This window comes from Prevotella sp. SGI.167 (assembly GCF_050313615.1).
Taxonomy (GTDB): Bacteria; Bacteroidota; Bacteroidia; order Bacteroidales; family Bacteroidaceae; genus Prevotella.
Window position 1 is genome coordinate 128,272 of the sequence record NZ_JBNPLT010000007.1, and the last position, 19,611, is coordinate 147,882.

13 protein-coding genes are annotated in these 19,611 nt (G+C 45.3%); 11 read left to right on the plus strand and 2 right to left on the minus strand.

The window, feature by feature from the left end; genetic code table 11:
• Positions 1-135: 135 nt before the first annotated feature.
• From ACQRBJ_RS05780 to ACQRBJ_RS05805, 6 genes are all read left to right on the plus strand, one after another.
• Entirely contained in the window at positions 136-1,431 is a 1,296-nt protein-coding gene (locus tag ACQRBJ_RS05780) for a DUF4105 domain-containing protein (protein WP_445303065.1), read from the plus strand.
• A complete protein-coding gene (locus ACQRBJ_RS05785; protein WP_295346291.1) occupies positions 1,428-1,787 on the plus strand; it encodes a hypothetical protein in 360 nt (119 codons plus the stop codon). The genes ACQRBJ_RS05780 and ACQRBJ_RS05785 overlap by 4 nt, the downstream gene beginning before the upstream one ends.
• Before the next feature lie 237 nt (positions 1,788-2,024).
• Complete coding sequence (gene secA / locus ACQRBJ_RS05790; RefSeq protein ID WP_445303066.1) at positions 2,025-5,369, plus strand: preprotein translocase subunit SecA; 3,345 nt, start codon at positions 2,025-2,027, stop codon at positions 5,367-5,369.
• Positions 5,370-5,616: 247 nt separating this feature from the next.
• Positions 5,617-8,148: a ferrous iron transport protein B gene (gene feoB, locus ACQRBJ_RS05795; RefSeq protein ID WP_445303067.1), complete on the plus strand. Its 2,532-nt coding sequence runs from the start codon at positions 5,617-5,619 to the stop codon at positions 8,146-8,148.
• Between the two features lie 225 nt (positions 8,149-8,373).
• Positions 8,374-9,429 carry a hypothetical protein gene (locus tag ACQRBJ_RS05800; RefSeq protein ID WP_445303068.1) on the plus strand — a complete coding sequence of 352 codons (1,056 nt, stop codon included), beginning with the start codon at positions 8,374-8,376 and terminating at the stop codon, positions 9,427-9,429.
• A 49-nt stretch (positions 9,430-9,478) separates the two neighbouring features.
• A complete protein-coding gene (locus ACQRBJ_RS05805) occupies positions 9,479-10,534 on the plus strand; it encodes a hypothetical protein (RefSeq protein ID WP_445303069.1) in 1,056 nt (351 codons plus the stop codon).
• Between the two features lie 203 nt (positions 10,535-10,737).
• On the opposite strand, the gene ACQRBJ_RS05810 is transcribed toward ACQRBJ_RS05805, so the two are convergent.
• On the minus strand, positions 10,738-11,283 hold the full coding sequence (locus ACQRBJ_RS05810; protein ID WP_445303070.1) for an AAA family ATPase: 546 nt from the start codon (positions 11,281-11,283) through the stop codon (positions 10,738-10,740).
• 629 nt (positions 11,284-11,912) lie between these two features.
• Positions 11,913-13,085 (minus strand): MFS transporter, encoded by a 1,173-nt coding sequence (locus tag ACQRBJ_RS05815; protein WP_441936777.1) that lies wholly within the window; start codon positions 13,083-13,085, stop codon positions 11,913-11,915.
• Positions 13,086-13,244: 159 nt separating this feature from the next.
• Here ACQRBJ_RS05815 and ACQRBJ_RS05820 point away from each other — a divergent pair, with 159 nt between their 5' ends.
• The 5 genes from ACQRBJ_RS05820 to ACQRBJ_RS05840 all read left to right on the plus strand — a co-directional run bounded on the left by ACQRBJ_RS05820 (position 13,245) and on the right by ACQRBJ_RS05840 (position 19,291).
• Positions 13,245-14,126 (plus strand): SGNH/GDSL hydrolase family protein, encoded by an 882-nt coding sequence (locus ACQRBJ_RS05820; protein WP_445303071.1) that lies wholly within the window; start codon positions 13,245-13,247, stop codon positions 14,124-14,126.
• Between the two features lie 860 nt (positions 14,127-14,986).
• Complete coding sequence (locus ACQRBJ_RS05825; protein ID WP_445303072.1) at positions 14,987-16,108, plus strand: helix-turn-helix domain-containing protein; 1,122 nt, start codon at positions 14,987-14,989, stop codon at positions 16,106-16,108.
• A 167-nt stretch (positions 16,109-16,275) separates the two neighbouring features.
• A complete protein-coding gene (locus ACQRBJ_RS05830) occupies positions 16,276-16,551 on the plus strand; it encodes a hypothetical protein (RefSeq protein ID WP_176350597.1) in 276 nt (91 codons plus the stop codon).
• 526 nt (positions 16,552-17,077) lie between these two features.
• A complete protein-coding gene (locus ACQRBJ_RS05835) occupies positions 17,078-18,064 on the plus strand; it encodes a DUF6562 domain-containing protein (protein ID WP_445303075.1) in 987 nt (328 codons plus the stop codon).
• A gap of 48 nt (positions 18,065-18,112) precedes the next feature.
• Positions 18,113-19,291, plus strand: coding sequence for a hypothetical protein (locus tag ACQRBJ_RS05840; RefSeq protein WP_445303073.1), 1,179 nt, complete (start codon positions 18,113-18,115; stop codon positions 19,289-19,291).
• Positions 19,292-19,611: the final 320 nt, after the last annotated feature.

Below are 19,611 nucleotides of genomic sequence, written 5' to 3' on the forward strand. Positions count from 1 at the left end.
AGTGCAAAAGTATTAAAAAAAATCTAGAAAAAAGAAGGATAATTGAAAATAATAAGGTATTTTTGCATCGTGAAACGTTTTAAGCATATTTTCGGAGTCATTTTAGCCGTTATTTTAACCAATTTAACTTCTAAGATGATTGCACAGGATTTTTCAGGCAATTATACGTCTGATATTTCTGTGCAGAACAGTCGTGCCTTTGAAAACGCCACGAATTGGCTCGACTCAGTAGATATATCACTTCTTACTTGTGGCCCTGGTCAGGAAGTGTGGTCGTACTATGGACATACCGCTTTGCGCATCCAAGATAAAGTTCATGACAGCGATGTTGCCGTCAACTGGGGTATGTTCAGTTTCAAACAGCCTTTCTTTGTGCTACGATTTGTCTTCGGATTTACCGACTATCAGATAGGCATATTTCCAATGAGCGACTTCATTGCAGAATATTCAGCAGAAGGCAGATGGGTAAGACAACAACGTCTCCAGCTCTCAAGACAGGAGAAGCTGAAGATTCTGCGTGCCATAGAAGAAAATGCCAAGCCAGAGAACCGCACGTACAGATACAATTTCTTCTATGACAACTGTACCACCCGTGCCCGAGAGATAATACTCACCAACATAGGCTACAGCAACACCAACTTCAAAGACAACAATGTCCGTACTTCATACAGAGAAGAGATACATAAGCTCAATGGGCAAGACCATTGGGCGAGATTTGGAAACGACCTTCTTTTAGGTGTATACGCAGACTCTGATTTAGAGAGAAGAAACTGGGAATTCCTGCCTGATAACCTGAGCAAGGATTTTGCAACGGAGGGAAGAAAAGACTTTGTCAACGAATCTTCGGTAGAAGACGGTGTCAGTCCTGTCACATCAAACGGTTTCATCACCTTGGTAGACAGTACCTTTTATGTAATACCACCAGTCAGTCAGGAGAATGTAGAGCAAGCTAGTGGAATCACCCCACAAGAAGTCGCAATAGGCTTTGCGCTTGTCATAGCTGTTCTTACTATCCTGGAGATTTATCGCAAGAAGAATCTATGGTGGCTAGACACCACCCTACTGGTACTCACCGGATTACCGGGTCTTATCCTCCTGGCGATGGTATTTTCCCAGCACCCTACAGTACAGCTTAATTTCCAGATACTCATCCTCAACCCATTGAACCTCATCTTCGTATGGAAAGTAACGAAAAAGATGAGAAGGGGCAAGCAGTATTGGTATTTCGAGCTTTATGGCTGGCTGCTTCTGCTGTCGCTGTTCCTGCAAATCTGGCAGACCTATGCAGAGGGCATGAGCATTTTGGCATGTACTTTGCTGATTAGAAACGGTATCAAGTCAACCATGCTCGAACTTAACAGCTACGGATTGCACAAATACGTACACAATAAATTTTATAGAAACAAAAGAAAACAAGAAGCAACAAAATGATGGTAAACAGATATATCACAGCCCTTTTGGTTGTCCTTGCGGCAACTGGCATGGAGGCGCAGACTTATCAGCAGGCGCTGAAGTTTGCGCTTACGGATATATCCTACGATGAATTCATCCAACAACCGGAAGCGAAGGCATTGGAGGAGGACATCCTCTATGTCCTGAAAGCCATCAAGCAGGCTTCCGAGTATGAAAGCAGCACAGAATATCACTACCATCAGCCGGCTATCATTATAGCGGCTAATACTGACATTCTGACAGATTCACATTCACATATTTATTTTTATCCCGTTATTGCACATAAGTATATGGCACCATACGGGAGCATCGTTATTCGAGGGCCAAACTGCTGATTATTTGCTTTCTGACAGCAAAACAAGCAAGAAATGCTGCCAGAAAGGGCAATAATCGGAAAAATATTGCAGATTTACAGATATTTTTTGTATTTTTGCAAGCTAGTAAACAAAGAACAGGAAAAAGCAGAAGAAGAAAAAGGACTGACAGAGCACATTTGCCAGAACTCCTTTAACTCCTTTAACTTCTCCTATTCATATATCATACATCGAATAATAATAAAAAATAAATATACAATGAACTTTAACAAAATTCTTCAGTCATTGTTTGGCAACAAGTCAACTCGCGATATGAAGTTGATCCAGCCAATCGTAGAGAAAGTCAAGGCAGAATATCCTAAGATGAATGCCTTGAGCAATGACGAACTCCGTGCAAAAACAAAAGAAATCCAGAAGTACGTACAAGAGTACGCTAAGGAAGAGAAGGCTAAGATTGCCGAACTCAAAGCTAAGATTGAAGACACTCCTATCGATGAGCGTGAAGGTATCTTCAACCAGATTGACAAGTTGGAGCAGGAAGCTCTCGACAAGTATGAAATCGCCCTCAACGAGGTATTGCCTCAGGTGTTCGCTATCGTAAAGGATACCGCCCGCCGTTTCGCAGAGAACGAGGAGACAGTAGTTACTGCTACTGACTTCGACCGCGAACTGGCTTCTGATCCAAAGAACGACTTCGTTACCATCGATGGCGACAAGGCTATCTATCACAACCACTGGACAGCCGGTGGCAACGATATGAAGTGGGAAATGATCCACTACGACGTTCAGCTCTTCGGTGGTGTCGTTCTCCACCAGGGTAAGATTGCCGAGATGGCTACCGGTGAGGGTAAGACTCTCGTAGGTACAACTCCTATCTTCCTGAATGCCCTGACTGGTAATGGTGTTCACGTCGTTACCGTGAACGACTACTTGGCTAAGCGTGACTCTGAGTGGATGGGCCCTCTCTATATGTTCCACGGTCTCTCTGTAGATTGCATCGACAAGCATCGTCCTAACTCTGACGCTCGTCGCAAGGCATATATGGCTGATATCACCTTCGGTACCAACAACGAGTTCGGTTTCGACTACTTGCGTGACAACATGGCTACCAACCCTAGCGATTTGGTACAGCGCCAGCACAACTACGCTATCGTCGATGAGGTTGACTCCGTGTTGATTGATGATGCCCGTACTCCATTGATTATCTCCGGTCCAATTCCAAAGGGCGACGACCAGATGTTCGAGCAGTATCAGCCACTGGTAGAGAAGCTCTACGAGGTACAGCGCAAGCAGGCTACCGAGTTGCTCGCTGAGGCTAAGCAGAAGATTACTGAGGGAACAAAGAACAAGAACCAGCAGATGCTTGAGGAAGGTTTCCTCTCACTCTACCGTTCTTACAAGGCTTTGCCTAAGAACAAGCCATTGATCAAGTACCTCTCTGAAGAAGGTATCAAGGCTGGCTTGCTGAAGACCGAGGAGTACTACATGGCCAACAACAACCGTGAGATGCCTAAGGCTGTAGAACCATTGTACTTCGTTGTTGATGAGAAGTTGAATTCAGCCGACCTTACCGACAAGGGTACAGACTGGCTGGCTAAGCAGGTTAACGACAAGGAACTGTTCGTTTTGCCTGATATCACATCCCAATTGAGTGAATTGGAAGCACGTACAGACCTGGACGACCAGACTCGCCTCGACAAGAAGGATGAGTATCTGGCATACTATGGTGTACAGAGCGAGCGTGTTCACACCTTGCAGCAGTTGCTGAAGGCCTACACCATGTTTAATAAGGACGACGAGTATGTTGTCATGGACGGTCAGGTAAAGATCGTTGACGAGCAGACAGGTCGTATCATGGAAGGTCGCCGTTGGAGCGATGGCTTACACCAGGCTGTTGAGGCTAAGGAACATGTAAAGGTTGAGGCTGCTACCCAGACCTTCGCTACCATCACTCTTCAGAACTACTTCCGTATGTATCACAAGCTCGCCGGCATGACAGGTACAGCAAGCACAGAGGCAGGTGAGTTCTGGGACATCTACAAACTGGATGTAGTGGAGATTCCTACCAACCGTCCTATCCTGCGTAAGGACTTGGATGACCGTGTATACAAGACAGCCCGCGAGAAGTATCGTGCCGTTATCGACGAAATCGAGGAGACACGTAATGCAGGCCGCCCAGTATTGGTAGGTACCACTTCTGTGGAGATTTCAGAGTTGTTGAGCAAGATGTTGAAGATGCGCAACATTCCTCATAATGTATTGAACGCCAAGTTGCACCAGCAGGAGGCTCAGATCGTAGCCGAGGCAGGTCGCTCAGTAAATGGTAAGGGTGCCGTAACCATCGCTACCAACATGGCAGGTCGTGGTACCGATATCAAGCTGACTCCTGAGGTAAAGGCTGCTGGTGGTCTTGCCATCATCGGTACAGAGCGTCATGAGAGCCGTCGTGTTGACCGTCAGCTCCGTGGTCGTGCCGGTCGTCAGGGTGACCCAGGTTCTTCAGTTTTCTACGTATCATTGGAGGATAAGCTGATGCGTCTGTTCGCTTCAGAGCGTATCGCCAAGGTAATGGACCGTCTCGGTTTCGAGGATGGTGAGCGTATCGAAAGCCCAATGATCAGCAAGAGCATCGAGCGTGCTCAGCGCAAGGTTGAGGAGAATAACTTCGGTATCCGTAAGCACCTCCTGGAGTATGATGACGTGATGAACCGTCAGCGTACCGTTATCTACGAGAAGCGTCGCCATGCCTTGATGGGTGAGCGTATCGGTATGGATATCGCCAACATCATCTGGGACCGTGTATTGAACATCGTCAACAACAACGACTTCACCGGTGCTAAGGAAGAGTTCCTGAAGATTCTTGCTATGGAGATTCCATTCACAGAGGATGAATACGAGAACGGCAGACGCGACGAGCTGGCTGAGCGTGCTTTCCAGGAGGCTATGGCAGTATTCAAGCGCAAGACTGAGCGCATTCAGGCTACAGCCATGCCTATCATCAAGCAGGTTTATGAGAACCAGGGTACTATGTATGAGCGCATCATGGTGCCTATCACAGACGGCAAGCGCATGTACAACATCGCATGCAACCTGAAAGAGGCTTACGAGAGCGAGGCTAAGAGCGTTGTGAAGGAATTCGAGAAGAACGTTGTCCTCCAGATGATTGATGACGACTGGAAGGAGAACCTCCGCAAGCTCGATGAACTCCGCCACTCTGTACAGAACGCAAGCTACGAGCAGAAGGATCCATTGCTGATCTTCAAGCTGGAGAGTGCCAAGATCTGGGACGGCATGATCAACGACATGTACGACCGTATCAGCAGCATCCTGATGCGTGGACAGATTCCAGTAATGGAACAGGAGCAGCAGGTTCAGGAAGCAGCACCAGAGCAGCACACCCAGCAGAACTACGTAGAGAGCAAGGTTGACATCGATGCAGAGCGTGCAGCTCAGGAGGCAGCAGCCAACCAGGATACTCGCGAGAACGCAGAAGGAAACCGCACTCCATACCGTGCAGAGCGCATGCCTCGTCCTAACGATCCATGCCCATGCGGTAGCGGTAAGAAGTTCAAGAACTGCCATGGCAGAAACATGCAGGCATAAAGAATGATTCATAAGAAATGATGATGTTCTCTATATATAATTAAGGTATAGGAACATCCATCATCATAAATAATGATAAGAATACCTAGATTTGGTGATACTCTCATCATTTCTAGGTATTTTTATTTTAAATAACACCATTGCTACCGAGTTGCAAATAATTATTAGTATTTTTGCAGTCGAAAAGAAAAAAGCTGGCAATAAAGCCAGTTTTAAGAGAAAACAAAGTTAATTCAAGGAAAGATATATGAAATTATCAGAACTTAAAACAGGTGAAAGCGGCGTCATCGTCAAGGTATCCGGTCACGGTGGATTCCGCAAGAGAGTCATCGAGATGGGATTCATCAAGGGCAAGAAGGTAGATGTCCTGCTCAATGCCCCACTCCAGGACCCTGTGAAATACAAGATTATGGGTTACGAGGTGTCACTCCGCCACAGCGAAGCTGACCATATCGAGGTGGTTTCCATTGATGAAGCCAAGAACGATGCAAAGCTCAGCAAGACGGAAGAAGAAGACCGCCAGCAGGTAATTGACTCAAAAGTAGTAGATTCCAACGATAGCGACGAGCAGGCGCTCGGCGACAAGATGCTCGTGGCTGAAAGAAAAGACAATGCCAGCAACGAGGCCTTGGCAGAACAGGAAGCAGAAAGACTCCACCGCGTCATCAACGTGGCACTGGTGGGAAATCCAAACTGCGGAAAGACTTCATTGTTCAACTTCGCATCGGGTGCTCACGAACGTGTGGGCAACTACAGCGGCGTAACCGTGGATGCCAAGGTGGGCGAAGCCGAATACAACGGCTATCACTTCAACCTGGTAGATTTGCCGGGCACCTATTCCCTTTCTGCCTATTCACCGGAAGAGCTTTATGTGCGCAAGCAGCTCATCGAGCATACACCGGATATCGTCATCAACGTTATCGACACCAGCAACCTGGAGCGCAACCTCTATCTCACCACCCAGTTGATAGACATGCACATCCGCATGGTCTGTGCCCTCAACATGTTTGATGAAACCGAAAAACGTGGCGATAACATCGACTACGACAAACTGGGCGAACTCTTCGGTATCTCGATGATTCCTACCGTCTTCACCAACGGTCGAGGCGTGGATAAGCTCTTCGAGACCATCATCGAACTCTACGAAGGCAAGGAAGATTCCAGCGCTCACTATCGCCATATCCACATCAACCACGGACATGAGATAGAGCACGGCATCGAGCATATCCAGAAATATCTGAAGGCAGATGATTCCATCCGCCAGCGCTACTCTACACGTTACCTCTCCATCAAGTTGTTGGAGAATGATAAGCACGCAGAGGAATATGTAAGTCATCTGAAATCGGCCAAGGAAATCTTCTCAGCCCGTGATGAGGCTGCCAAGCGCGTGAAGGAAGAGACCCTGGAGGATAGCGAAACCGCCATCATGGATGCTAAATACGGATTTATCCATGGCGCATTGCAGGAGGCAGGCTACGAACCGGGCAAGGCAAAGGATACCTATCAGGTAACCCACCTCATCGACAGCATCCTGACCAATAAATATGTAGGATTCCCTATCTTCATTCTCCTGCTGTTCATCATGTTCTCAGCCACCTTCGTACTGGGCGAAATCCCTAAGGGATGGATTGAGGACGGCGTGGCATGGCTGGGAGAATTCATCAGCAATACAATGCCGGATGGCCCTGTAAAGGATATGCTGGTAGATGGTGTGATTGGTGGTGTTGGTGCGGTCATCGTATTCCTGCCACAGATTCTGATTCTGTATTTCTTCATCTCTTATATGGAGGATTCGGGATATATGGCTCGTGCCGCCTTCATCATGGACAAGCTGATGCACAAGATGGGCCTGCATGGCAAGTCATTCATTCCGCTGATTATGGGATTCGGATGTAACGTACCTGCGGTAATGGCAACGAGAACCATCGAGAGTCAACGTTCCCGTCTGATTACTATGCTGATATTGCCATTGATGAGCTGTTCGGCTCGTCTGCCAATCTACATCATGGTCATCGGAACGTTCTTTGCCATCCAATACCGTTCGCTCATCATGGTATCGCTCTATCTCATCGGCATCTTCCTAGCCGTGATATTGAGCCGCATCTTTGCCAGTTTCGTGGTGAAGGGCGAAGATACCCCATTCGTAATGGAGCTGCCTCCTTACCGCTTCCCTACCTGGAAGGCGATAGGCCGCCATACCTGGGAAAAGGGTAAGCAGTACTTGAAGAAGATGGGTGGTATCATCCTTGTGGCAAGTATCATCGTCTGGGCTTTGGGTTACTTCCCTCACAATGAGGAACTTGATAACCAGGCTCAGCAGGAGCAGAGCTATATCGGCAGAATCGGTAAGACCATCGAGCCTATCTTTACCCCACAGGGTTTCGACTGGAAACTGGATGTGGGCTTGGTATCCGGTGTAGGTGCCAAGGAGATTGTAGCCTCAACGATGGGCGTGCTCTACAGCAACAACGACAGTTTCTCTGACGATCAGGATTACAACGATGAAGACGGAAAATATGAGGTTTTGAAGAAGCAGATGACTTCTGACCTGAAGAAGACCTACGGTTACAGCGATGCTGAGGCAGCAGCGAAGGCAACGCTCACCGCCTATTGCTTCCTCCTCTTCGTATTGCTCTACTTCCCTTGCATCGCCACGATAGCCGCCATCAAGGGCGAAACGGGCAGTTGGAAATGGGCAGGCTTTGCCGCCGGCTACACCACGCTATTGGCATGGGTAGTATCAGCCCTGGTCTTCCAGATAGGAAGCTTGTTTATATAACAGAACAACATGAAATCAGAAAAAGGGTGTGACTGGTTGATTAGTCACACCCTTTTTGTTTGTTGCTCATAAGGATGAAGTCCGTTCTTACCTTCTGGAAAAAGCAGAAGATGCAGAATAGCAGACGATGAATGAAATTAGGCGATAATTGAATGATAATACAGACACAAATCCACAAAAAAGAGTTATTTTTGCAGTCGAATAACATCAAAAGACAAAAGCTATATGAACAAACGAACAGCAACAAACATTTTGAGTTTAAGAACCTCAGCCATCTCATGCCTGATGGCACTGAGTCTCGGCAACAGCTTTGCCCAAGGTATCACATTCCAGACCGATGCAAGCACCGGTGCCATCGCACAACTTGCCATCGACAACGATGCACAGAAGATGAACTGGGTGCTCACGCCAGACGGCAAGCAGTATAAATGGGTAACCGGCAAATACGGCTGGGGCCTCGGTTTTATGACCGTCAACGGACAAAAGCTGGAATGGCAGACTCCTATCAGCCAGAAGGGAGAACCCGTTTATCAGGCAGGCGACATCCGCATCTCCGTAAATAGAACCCTGAAGAATGGTGAACTCTTCGAGGAATACACCTTCAAGAATACAGGTAAGACAGCAGCACAGATTTCTGATTGGGGAATGTATACCCCATGGAATGATAACTATCCTGATGCTGCCACCTGCATGACCAACCGTTGCAATGCTCATATCTGGGCTGGCGATAACGCAGCATATACCTGCGCCATCCGTATGGGTGCTAATGGTATCTTAACAGAGAAAGCCAAGAACAAAAAGGAAAAGGACAAGAACATCACCATAGAAGGCAGCAACGTGGGCTTGATGCTCACCCAAGGTTCCCTGCCAGATTACGAGGAATGGGAGCGCAAGAAAGAGAATGCCAACTCCAACTTCCGTGGTGTCATCGCCATGGATCTGCCGGACATGACCCTGAAAGCAGGAAAATCATACACCATCGCATGGAAGGTTTTCGAACACAAAGGCAAGGAAGATTTCTATCAGAAACTCCTGGCTGCCGGTGGTGCCATCGCCCAAAGCGACAAATATGTATATCAACAGGGCGAAGAGGTGAAGATTTATCTGGAGAAGAACAAGCTGAAATCGCTCTCTGCTACCATCACGGGCAAGGATATGCGCAACGGCAAGATTACTTCTGAGCCAAAAGCCATCAAAACCGGAAAGGATGCCAAGGGTTATTATGCTTATTTCAAGGCAGAAGAACTGGGCGAGCAGCGCATAGACCTTATATATAATTAAGGTAGAAAGAACGCATGCCACCATTCTCGTGGTAAGTAGCTATGAGACGTTGATAGATAAGCGTGTGAATTTCATCATCGATCATCAGCAGATGAATGAACCGCAGGATGCCCGATATGGCGCCTACATGGTATATGACAACGAAAAACAAGCCATCTACAAGAATGATGACAAAAGAAAGAGCTACGACTGCGATGAAGGTAGAGAACGTGTGGGTATGGGCATTCTTATTGCCAAATGGTATATGAAACATCCTAGTGAAAAGTTGAAACAATCACTCATCCGCTATGCCAAATTCTATCATGAAAAGTTGCAGACAGAAGATTTCACCACCTATTCCAGAGTAACAAAAGATGGCTGGAACCGCGGTTACAACTATGCGTGGGCAGCCGACTTCTTCTTCCACATGTATGAGATTACTCAAGATAAGCAGTATGCACTCTGGGGATACAAGACGATGCAGGCCCTGTATCATCATACGGGATACGGTTTCTATTGCATTGACATTCCTGTGACCACAGGATTGAAGGCATTAAAAAAAGCAGGAATGATGGCAGAATATAACGATCTCTTGATAGATTTCTCCAAGACAGCAGATGTTTTTATGAGAAACGGCTTGCACTTCCCTAAATCGGAGGTTAATTATGAGCAATCCATCGTTGCCCCAGCCACCCAGTTTCTCTTAGAGATGTACCTTCAGACTAAGGACACTCAATACTTGGAAGGTGCAGAAAAGATGATGCCCCTGGTGGAGAATCTCTGTGGTAACCAACCTGACTATCGTCTCAACGAGATTCCTATCCGTCACTGGGATTGCTACTGGTTTGGCAAGCTCCAGGTATTTGGCGATACCTTCCCACATTACTGGACCTGCATCAATGCCAACGCCTACTACTATTATGCCAAGGCAACAGGCAAAGAACAGTATATGAAGATGGCGAAAGAAATCGTAAGAAACAACCTCTGCAATGTCTTCGAAGACGGAACAGGAAGCTGTGCCTTTGTTTATCCAAAGCGCATCAATGGCGAAAAGGCTCACTTTGCCGATGCCTTTGCCAACGATCAGGATTGGGCACTCGCTTACTATCTGTTAATCAATGAATAGCTTTCTATCTGATAGTAATCGAACAAATGTTCCATCAGATAATTTAAAGATAAATAATAAAAGACTCTATAAAGAAAAAGTCCGATAAGAGCTACGTCATCATACTCTTATCGGACTTTTTCTTTTTTATAACCAAAGATCAGAACACATAAGCTTTATCTATTCTGACAAAGCAATCATCCGTACCAAACTGGCGTTTCGATTTATCCGACCAATTCGTACGTTCGCCTGTTACCATCACTGTCAAAAAGTATTTTCCTAATGGCATCAAATCCCTTCTGCGCAGCCTCATCATGAACAAAAGCCAACTTATCCATGGCATACTCAGCCTTGCGCACCTTCTCTCTCGTCTCCTCGGAATAAGCCTCACCATAGCGGCGCATGAAACCATCCAGTTTAACGGAACAATAGAAGTCGAAATTGCGCTCCAATGAATCGATATTACCGCTTACCTGCGAGAAGTCGAGAAAAAGCACCTGGTACTTGCCCTGCAACTCCGTAGGATGCTGTCCTATCCAGAGATTGCCAAAAAGTGATTGGAACTTAGCGCTTTGGTTACAGTCATAGTAAGAGTGGAGCATACTCAAAAATGTGCTCTTGCCAAAGCGACGAGGACGGATGAAGAAGAGATTACGGGGCTGCTTCTCCAACTCGGGTATAAACATCGTCTTATCGACATAATACAAATTCTGCTCCATCACCGTGACAAAATCAGCCACTCCGTATGGTACTTCCTTAACTTTTTCCATATTTTGTTACCTTTCCAAGTGCAAAGATACAACTATTTTGCAAGATACCAAGCTTTTTAAGAAGAAAAAGGCAAATGCCAGTTTACTATCCAGCATTTGCCTCATTACGCGAACTATATCTCGCCTTATATTTACATTACATTATCTTCCTTACTTCCTCTCTCCACTCATCCTGAGGGATACGTGAATAATGTACCTCACCCATCACCGGCACCACTCGCTTGCCATCGAAGATAAGACTATGCTTATCCCATCGGATGCTCTACTGCGGAATTTGCGCCTGGGCATCCATCGAGCAAATTGTCAGGAACGACATCGCTGCAAATAAAGTTTTAGTCTTCATTTCCATTTATAGTGTTTTTGTTATTTTATAGAGTTTTTGTTATTTATGGCAAAATTACAAATTTTAAAGCAATATTTACCTATAATTTTGTACAATAAACATAGATTATCTTCTTATTCATTGTTTTTCGTTGTTTTTTCGGTCACAATAGAATCCATACCAATTATTATCAGCAATATTCCTTGCTTATTTTATTGATAACAAAAAACCGTGGATGCTCCATGCATCCACGGTTTTTTGTATTTTTATTCAGATTTTCATCTTGTTTTCAAGATATTCATCTCATTCAAGATATTCTCTTTCCTACCTTTGCGGAAACAAACGCTATCATCAGCCCCAGGCAGGCTGCGATGCTGATGGCAATGCGGAGACCGGTAGCCTCAGCAAGCCATCCGATAACCGGAGGTCCTACCAGGAAACCGAAGAAACTGATGCTCGAAACGATGGTAATGGCGATGCTCGCCTTGATGGTTCCCAATTTTCCGGCGATACTGTAACAGATAGGAACCGACGAAGAGATGCCGAAACCTACCAGCAGGAAACCCAAGGTGGCAGGAATGAGATAAGGCAAGGCAGCAGCCAGCCACAAACCGCCCAATATCAGACCACCACAAACCTTCAATACTCTGGCTGGGCCGTATTTCGTAACAAACCCATCAGCCATGAATCTACCCAACGTCATCGCACCCATACCAGCCACATAGCCCGCACGGATAAAAGCCTCATCGGGTTTTACTACTGATGAAAAATATACACCACTCCAATCGTAAACAGTTCCTTCACAGAACATGCCGGCAAATCCCATCAATCCCAGGAGAAACAGAATCGGGTCAATGGTCTTGAACGAGAACTTAGGAACATCCTCCTCTTCAGCCTTTGCCGTAGCATCATCTACCAGATATCTGAATCCGATAGCGATAATGAGAAGACTCATCACCAAGACTGCTCCAAAGTGAGCCTCTATCGGAAGCAGAGTGTTGGCAAAGACGGCTCCGATGATACCACCCGAAAATCCACCCAAACTCCACAGACCATGAAAAGAAGACATGATGTTGCGCCCATACATCTTCTCCACCAGACAAGCCTGCGTATTGGTAGCGATGTTCATCAGATTTGCCATCATTCCGAAAGCCACCAGAGAAAGAATCAGCTGGAATACCGTACTACTGCTTCCCATACAGAACAACACGAAAGCATAGAGCACCTCAGCAAGCAGAATCATCTTCCTGCTGCCAAACTTGCTCACCAAAACGCCCGAAAAAGCCATCATCAGAAGCTGACCGATGGGAATGGCGAAAAGCACCGTTCCCAGCTGTCCGTTGCTCAAGTGCAACATCTGTTTTACATCAGGAATACGGCTTGCCCAACTGGCAAACACCACTCCCGGCACAAAATAATAAGCCGCAACAGCCACTCGCTTACGGACCAAATCTCCCAAGTGATTCAAACTTACAGTCATCCCTATTAATATCTTTATTTATATATACCTATTTTATTTGCGGCTGCAAAATTACAAAAAAAAGCAGAAAAAGAGTGATATTTGAACAAAAAATATAGCTCGGTATGAGATTTTTGACGTACCTTTGCACTCAGAAAAAGAATTAAAAACAAACTAGCAATGAAGAAACAGACAATGATTACCCTGGCACTCGCCTTGACTTTGGCGATGCCAGCCATGCCCGCCTTCGCCCAGAAGGCGATGAGCAAGAAAGAAATCGCAGAAAAAGAAAAGGCTTTCAAAAACCTTCAGCATCCTTGGAAGGGAAAGAAGGTGGCTTATTTCGGTGATTCCATCACCGATCCAAGAATCAAGGCATCGAAGGTGAAATACTGGGGATTCCTGCAGGATTGGCTCGGCATTACCCCCTACGTTTATGGCGTGAGCGGCAGACAGTGGAACGACATTCCCCGACAGGCTGATCTACTCCAGAAAGAGCATGGCGATGATTTTGATGCCATTCTCATCTTTATGGGAACCAACGATTACAACAACGGTGTGCCTATCGGTGAATGGTACACGGAGACTTTCGACAGCGTAAGAGTAGCCCTTCACAAGCCAAGCGAAATGGTTCAGCGCCGCCACCGCTACTTCTGTATGGACAAGAATACCCTGAAAGGTCGCATCAACATTGCCATGTCGAAGTTGAAGCAGATGTATCCTACCAAGCAAATTGTGGTGATGACTCCTATCCATCGTGCTTACTTTGGAAGCAGCGACAAGAACATCCAGCCCGATGAGATGTACGAGAACGTACGTGGCATCTTCTTCGACGAATATGTGAAGGCAATTAAGGAAGTGGGCAATGTCTGGGCAGTGCCTGTCATCGACCTCAACTCCCTTTCCGGTCTCTTCCCAATCTATGATGCTGGTGCCCAGATGTTCAACAAGCCAGATACCGACCGTCTTCATCCTAATGATGCCGGCCACTCCCGCATGGCGAAGACCATCATGCAGCAGCTCTCTGCATTGCCTTGCGATTTCTATATATATCGTAAATAATTGCGGGAAGCATCGCAAGTACTTGCCCGACTCTACGGGTAAATATGCCCCAAACTACGAGGAAATGTCCCCGTAACTACGAGGAAATATAACCGTAACTACGAGGAAATTTGCCCGTAACTATGAGGAAATATAACCGAAGCCTTCGGGCAAAAGTACCCAACGTCTCGGGCACAATTGGGCAATACTTCGGGGCACATTCCTCTAGCTTTGGGGACAGAATCAAGAACGCTTCTGAATGACTTTTCCTGATTTCAGTAGACACTTTTTTACTTTATAAACTAGAAAGGTAGACACTTTCAATTTTATAAAACTGAAATAGTAGACACTCTCAATTTTATAAAACTGAAATAGTAGACACTCAGAATCAAACGCTTCTGAGTGGCAATAAGTGATATAAATAAGACGTGGCAATAGGTGGCAATAGGTGGCAATAAAAATATGCCTTATTGCCACGCCTTTCTTTCTATATATCAACCACTTATATCAAAGTGTGGCAGAAGTGGCATTATTTTAGGAAAACTTTTTCCTATATATACGATGAAACATAGCCATCAATAACACTGAAAACAACGATAATTTTCCGATTTTGTCTTTTGATTGTGCAGGTCAATGAAATGATATTTATGTCATCTCTGTGTTAGTAGTAACTCAAATTTGCATGTTTCGTAAACATTTTGAGAATATTGTACCTTTTTCTGAAATTATTTTCGTACTTTTGCAAGCGTATTTACTTATCAGGAACCGTGAGCGTTACATCACATCCCTTGTTGCAGCAGGGTATTTGCAGATGACTAATCCAGATAATCCTACAGCAAGTAATCAAAAATCCAAGAAAGTAAACAAAAGATAAGAAGCGTATGGATTCATTATTTCTACTTCAGTTTGCATGTTTTATATTCATGCTCATCAATGCCTTCATCGTGGCACTCTCTCATCTGCATATAAGATGGGAGAACAAGCGGTATGAGCGTTCACGATGGATGATTGTTATCGCCTTAATAGGATTGGCGATACAATATGTCATTCAGATGGGGTTCGGCTTCCGTGCTGCTGACGACAGTCTTGGGGCTGTCGTTAACATTCTCGTCTATACGCCATGTTTTTCGCTTTTCTCCATGGGAATCTACAACATAGAGGCCACACGTTCCAACCTCAGAAAGATGATACTGATGTGTAGTGGCATTTATACTGCCATCATTGTGGTCTTTTGCGTGGGTATCAGTCTTCATCATAGCCTGTATATCAGAGAGGGGCTTTATCTGATGCTGACTCTGTTTTGCGTAAATGTTTTCTATTGCATATACATGATTATTCAGGAAATGATTAGGCGTAAAAATATGTTGGAGACAATGGCGGCAACGGATTTGTTGCCTTACGTAAGATATTCGCGTGCAAGTGTAGTCATTCTATGGCTAGCAGTTCTCGCTATGCCTGTTGCCATCTTTTCTACTACCTTGTTATATATAGTAGGTCCTGCCGTATTGCTTGCCTTGTTGTTCTTCAATCTTACGTTTATTGCTCTCGGCAGCAGTTATATTCCAACAGAAGAGCTATTGGATAAAGAAGAGGGAAATCAACGAAGCGGAGAAAAAAAACCTTTACAGCAATTGTCTGAGGAGCGCAGAAACTTTATCCAAAACAGTCTTGACCAATGGTGTATGGATTTGGGCTATAAGGATTGTAATGTAAACATGTTGACGCTTTCTCGTACACTTTGTATATCAAAGAACGAATTGAGCCTGTTTTTCGATCAATGCTTGCATTCTAACTTCCGAATATGGCTCAGCGAGATACGTCTCAACGCTGCAAAAAAGATGATGTTGGAATGTCCAGATTATAGCAACGACATCATTTCAGCCGAGTGTGGATTCTCTTGTCGAACTCATCTTTACCGAATCTTCAAGACAAAAGAAGGCTGTTCTCCTACAGAATGGAGAGACTTCCAATCTACAGATGCAGCACAAAATGATTCAAATTGAGCCTAATCATTTTTTCGTAAAATACCAAAGAAAAAGCAAAATTTTTATCGAAAAACAGCCAAAAAGGTGTCGCATTCGTAGGAATGCGACACCTTTTTGGTATGAATGCGACACTTGTACAGTTAAAAACTGCACCTTCTTTCGGAAAAATTCACTATATTTGCAACATGAAGGAAATAATAGAAACTATGCCAAGGATAGAATTAGCCCTGATCATCATTGGGGTGTTTGTACTCATATTAGGTATTATCTTGGGATATGCCATGATACATGAGTACAGGATGTATCTTGAGAATCATTGGAAGGCTCGCTATAGCTTCTGCGATTTCATCAAGAGGGAGAGATTCTATATCTATCTGTTTCTCGGATTGACTTTTGTCGTCATTTTGGGAATCACAGTATATATAATGGCAATGAGAGAACAGCTGTCGTTCGGTGGATAATGCCGCTGCATAGTGGTAAGATTCGACAGAACGCACAAAAGTATTTATTTTTACAAGAAATTATTAATTCAAAAACAAAAGATATGAAGATGAATTATGTAAAAATGAGATGGCTTGTTCATTCCTCTATGGGGCAGCCGTGTCGTGACTAAAAAAAAGAAATAAAGTAGAACCAAAGACGATGAATACGAAAAGAAGATACATCTATCTGAAGATATGTACGCTGGTCATGTTCGTGTGGCTGACAGCCTGCAACCGTGACCCGCACGAGGAAGAGAGGGGTATGGCCGTAACCATCGACAATACCCAATGTCCAGACGTGCCTATCGGGGCAATCAAGCTCTACATCTACGGCACGGGGGGAAACCTCTACGCCACCTACAACTATGCGGACGCACGGGGCATTGCTGCCGTCCTGCATCCCTTAGAAGCTGGACACTACACGGTAGCGGTGGTCATCAATGCGGACGAAGAAGCGGCGGAGACCTCTACCCTCACTGCCCTGCACGAGTGGTTGGAGATGGAAATGAGCCACGAGACCAACCTGCTTTCGGGCATAACGGAGGTGAATGTGACGGAGGACGGCATCAGCCCTGTCACCGTCTTCCTGCAGCGGGGTGTTTTCACGCTGTCCACGCTCCGTCTGCTGCTCACACTGCCCGTCCAGAAACTGCCGGATTACACACCAGAGGAGAGCAAGACTCGTGCCGCCGGAACCGCCAATATAATAAGGTGTGTGGCAGAACTCTGCAAGGCAGGCACGGACTTCGTGGTGCTTCACAAAGCCGTGACACCCGTCCCGCAAGCCGACGGCACATATCTCGTGGAGCTTGAATTGGCAGAAGGCTCTTACGACCTGCGTCTGTGGACGGACTATGCCCGCGCTGACAATCCGCTTGCCGACACATTTTATCATACGGAAAGCCTGAAAGCAGTGACCATCGTCACGAAGCCATACACGGCGAACACCGATGCCAAGGATGCGGCGTACTATAACAAAAGTGACATCACGCTGGCCGAAGAGGGCGCAACAATGAATGTGCAACTCCAACGCCCATTGGCAAAGTACCGCCTCATAGCCAAAGACGTAGAAAACTACCGCAAGCTGATGGAAGCGAAGCCAGATATATACCCCCCGTTGAAGAATCTGACGGTAACGGTTCTGTATGAGGGATATTTCCCCTCTGGATTTAATGTTTCTACAGGAAGACCAAATGATGCCGTAGGTGGTATAAGTTACTCGCAGGTATCACTTCATTATAATGATGTTGACAATGAGGTCTTGATAGGCGACGATTGGGTGTTGGTAAATGGAACAGAGTCACTTGTCAATGTTACCGTTACCGTAACCGACAACCTTGGTAATACGTTATGTCGTGCTTCGGGTGTTCAGATAAATTACCGGAATAGCCACCTTACGACAGTGTATGGCAATTTTCTTACGGGTGACATCAACAAGGGCGGCGTCGACATAAATACCGAATGGAGCGGAATATACAATGTGTGGTTTTAAGTAACAAGTAAATATACAATTAGAAAATGATTAAAAAAGTTTTAGAAAATGATTAAAAAAGTCTTTTTGATGTTGGGCATCGCAGCGATGCTGGCATCGTGCAGTCAGAACGAGGAGTTGTTTACCGACAAGGGAAACAACACAGTACAACAGGTGACTTTCACACTCGCAACCGACGAGAAGCCCCAAACACGAGCTACCACGGATGGCTTGCGTTATGTGGTTGCTGTCTATGATGAGGCTGGTACGACAGAAGTAAAGCAGGAAACAACTTTTGCAAACAACAGCTTTACCATCATGTTGCCTCCGGGTACATACAAGTGTCTTTTTTGGGCAGACTATGGCAGTACGAACTATGACGCAACGGACTTGACAAGTGTGAAAGACTTGAAAAGCACTGAGGCAGATGCCAATGCCGAGGCTTTTTATGCAAGCCAATCGGTTGAAGTCAGCAATGGCAATCAGGTAAACGTCACGCTGGATCGTGCTGTAGCCAAAGTGATTTTGAGGGAAACCGATGTGTTGGAGCCTGGAAGCATGACCGTGACTTATAGCCGCCCAACGAGCTTCAATGTGGCAGACGGTAAGACAACAGGGACAGAATCTGACACCAAGACACTGTCCATCGAAAACGAAATACATGGGACAACCGATTCTCCTGTGGAAATAGGCAGTTTCTACGTGTTGGCAAGTTCGGATGAGGCAAACCTTGACAATTTCATTACAAAGTACAATGAAGAAGAAAAAAAGACGATAAGTAATGTACCCGTACAAGCTAACTATCAGACTTACATCACAGGAAAGTATGGCACAACAAAGATCAACCAGCAATTCCTTATAGATGTCAATACCACCTGGAATACTTCGAACAAGGAAGGTAAGTTGCTGAATGTTAATGGAGACTACACACTTGTCAACAATAGTGGCAGTTATGACTGCATCGTTCTCTCTTCTACCGGCACTTCTGCCATCATAGCCTGCAAGACCAAACAAGCGGAAGCAGAAAACAAAGAGGCAGCCGCAGCAAAGGCAGAGGCTATCGGAGGACGGCTCGTCACCTTTGCAGAATTTGAACTTTTATGTAATGCAGGCATAGTAGAAGATTCTTATGCTGATTATTATTGTTCTGATGATGGACGATGCTACTATCTTCATGGTACAGCAGGCCATGACGGTGTAGTAGAACCTAATCTAGAATATTATGTAGCTTTTGATATAACAAAATAAATAATCATGCGTGGACGGAGAATCCGATAAATGACATGCCTCAGAGTAATCGTTTCTTCCTGACCAAAGCAATAAATATTCAGAATTAAATGTATAACAAATAATTATCAACCCATACTTCGCGGTTGTTCCAAGGGTCTATACGCCTCGACAAAAGGGTGTATAGACCCTTTATTGCAATATAACCGTTGGGTGGATTAAATGATATTTATGTCATCTCTGTGTTAGTAGTAACTCGAAAATCTCCAAAATAACCATTTTCAATAAATATCAGAAAAACGCATCAATAGTTCGTTAATAATTCAATAATGTGCTAAGCT

What these genes read in the sequence shown, in the direction of transcription:
- ACQRBJ_RS05780 (WP_445303065.1), top strand. Translation starts at nt 136, where the DNA reads ATGATTGCACAGGATTTTTCAGGCAATTATACGTCTGATATTTCTGTG.
- secA (WP_445303066.1), top strand. Translation starts at nt 2,025, where the DNA reads ATGAACTTTAACAAAATTCTTCAGTCATTGTTTGGCAACAAGTCAACT.
- ACQRBJ_RS05815 (WP_441936777.1), bottom strand. Translation starts at nt 13,085, where the DNA reads ATGACTGTAAGTTTGAATCACTTGGGAGATTTGGTCCGTAAGCGAGTG.
- ACQRBJ_RS05835 (WP_445303075.1), top strand. Translation starts at nt 17,078, where the DNA reads ATGAGCCACGAGACCAACCTGCTTTCGGGCATAACGGAGGTGAATGTG.
- ACQRBJ_RS05830 (WP_176350597.1), top strand. Translation starts at nt 16,276, where the DNA reads ATGAAGGAAATAATAGAAACTATGCCAAGGATAGAATTAGCCCTGATC.
- ACQRBJ_RS05800 (WP_445303068.1), top strand. Translation starts at nt 8,374, where the DNA reads ATGAACAAACGAACAGCAACAAACATTTTGAGTTTAAGAACCTCAGCC.
- ACQRBJ_RS05825 (WP_445303072.1), top strand. Translation starts at nt 14,987, where the DNA reads ATGGATTCATTATTTCTACTTCAGTTTGCATGTTTTATATTCATGCTC.
- ACQRBJ_RS05810 (WP_445303070.1), bottom strand. Translation starts at nt 11,283, where the DNA reads ATGGAAAAAGTTAAGGAAGTACCATACGGAGTGGCTGATTTTGTCACG.
- feoB (WP_445303067.1), top strand. Translation starts at nt 5,617, where the DNA reads ATGAAATTATCAGAACTTAAAACAGGTGAAAGCGGCGTCATCGTCAAG.
- ACQRBJ_RS05785 (WP_295346291.1), top strand. Translation starts at nt 1,428, where the DNA reads ATGATGGTAAACAGATATATCACAGCCCTTTTGGTTGTCCTTGCGGCA.
- ACQRBJ_RS05840 (WP_445303073.1), top strand. Translation starts at nt 18,113, where the DNA reads ATGATTAAAAAAGTCTTTTTGATGTTGGGCATCGCAGCGATGCTGGCA.
- ACQRBJ_RS05820 (WP_445303071.1), top strand. Translation starts at nt 13,245, where the DNA reads ATGAAGAAACAGACAATGATTACCCTGGCACTCGCCTTGACTTTGGCG.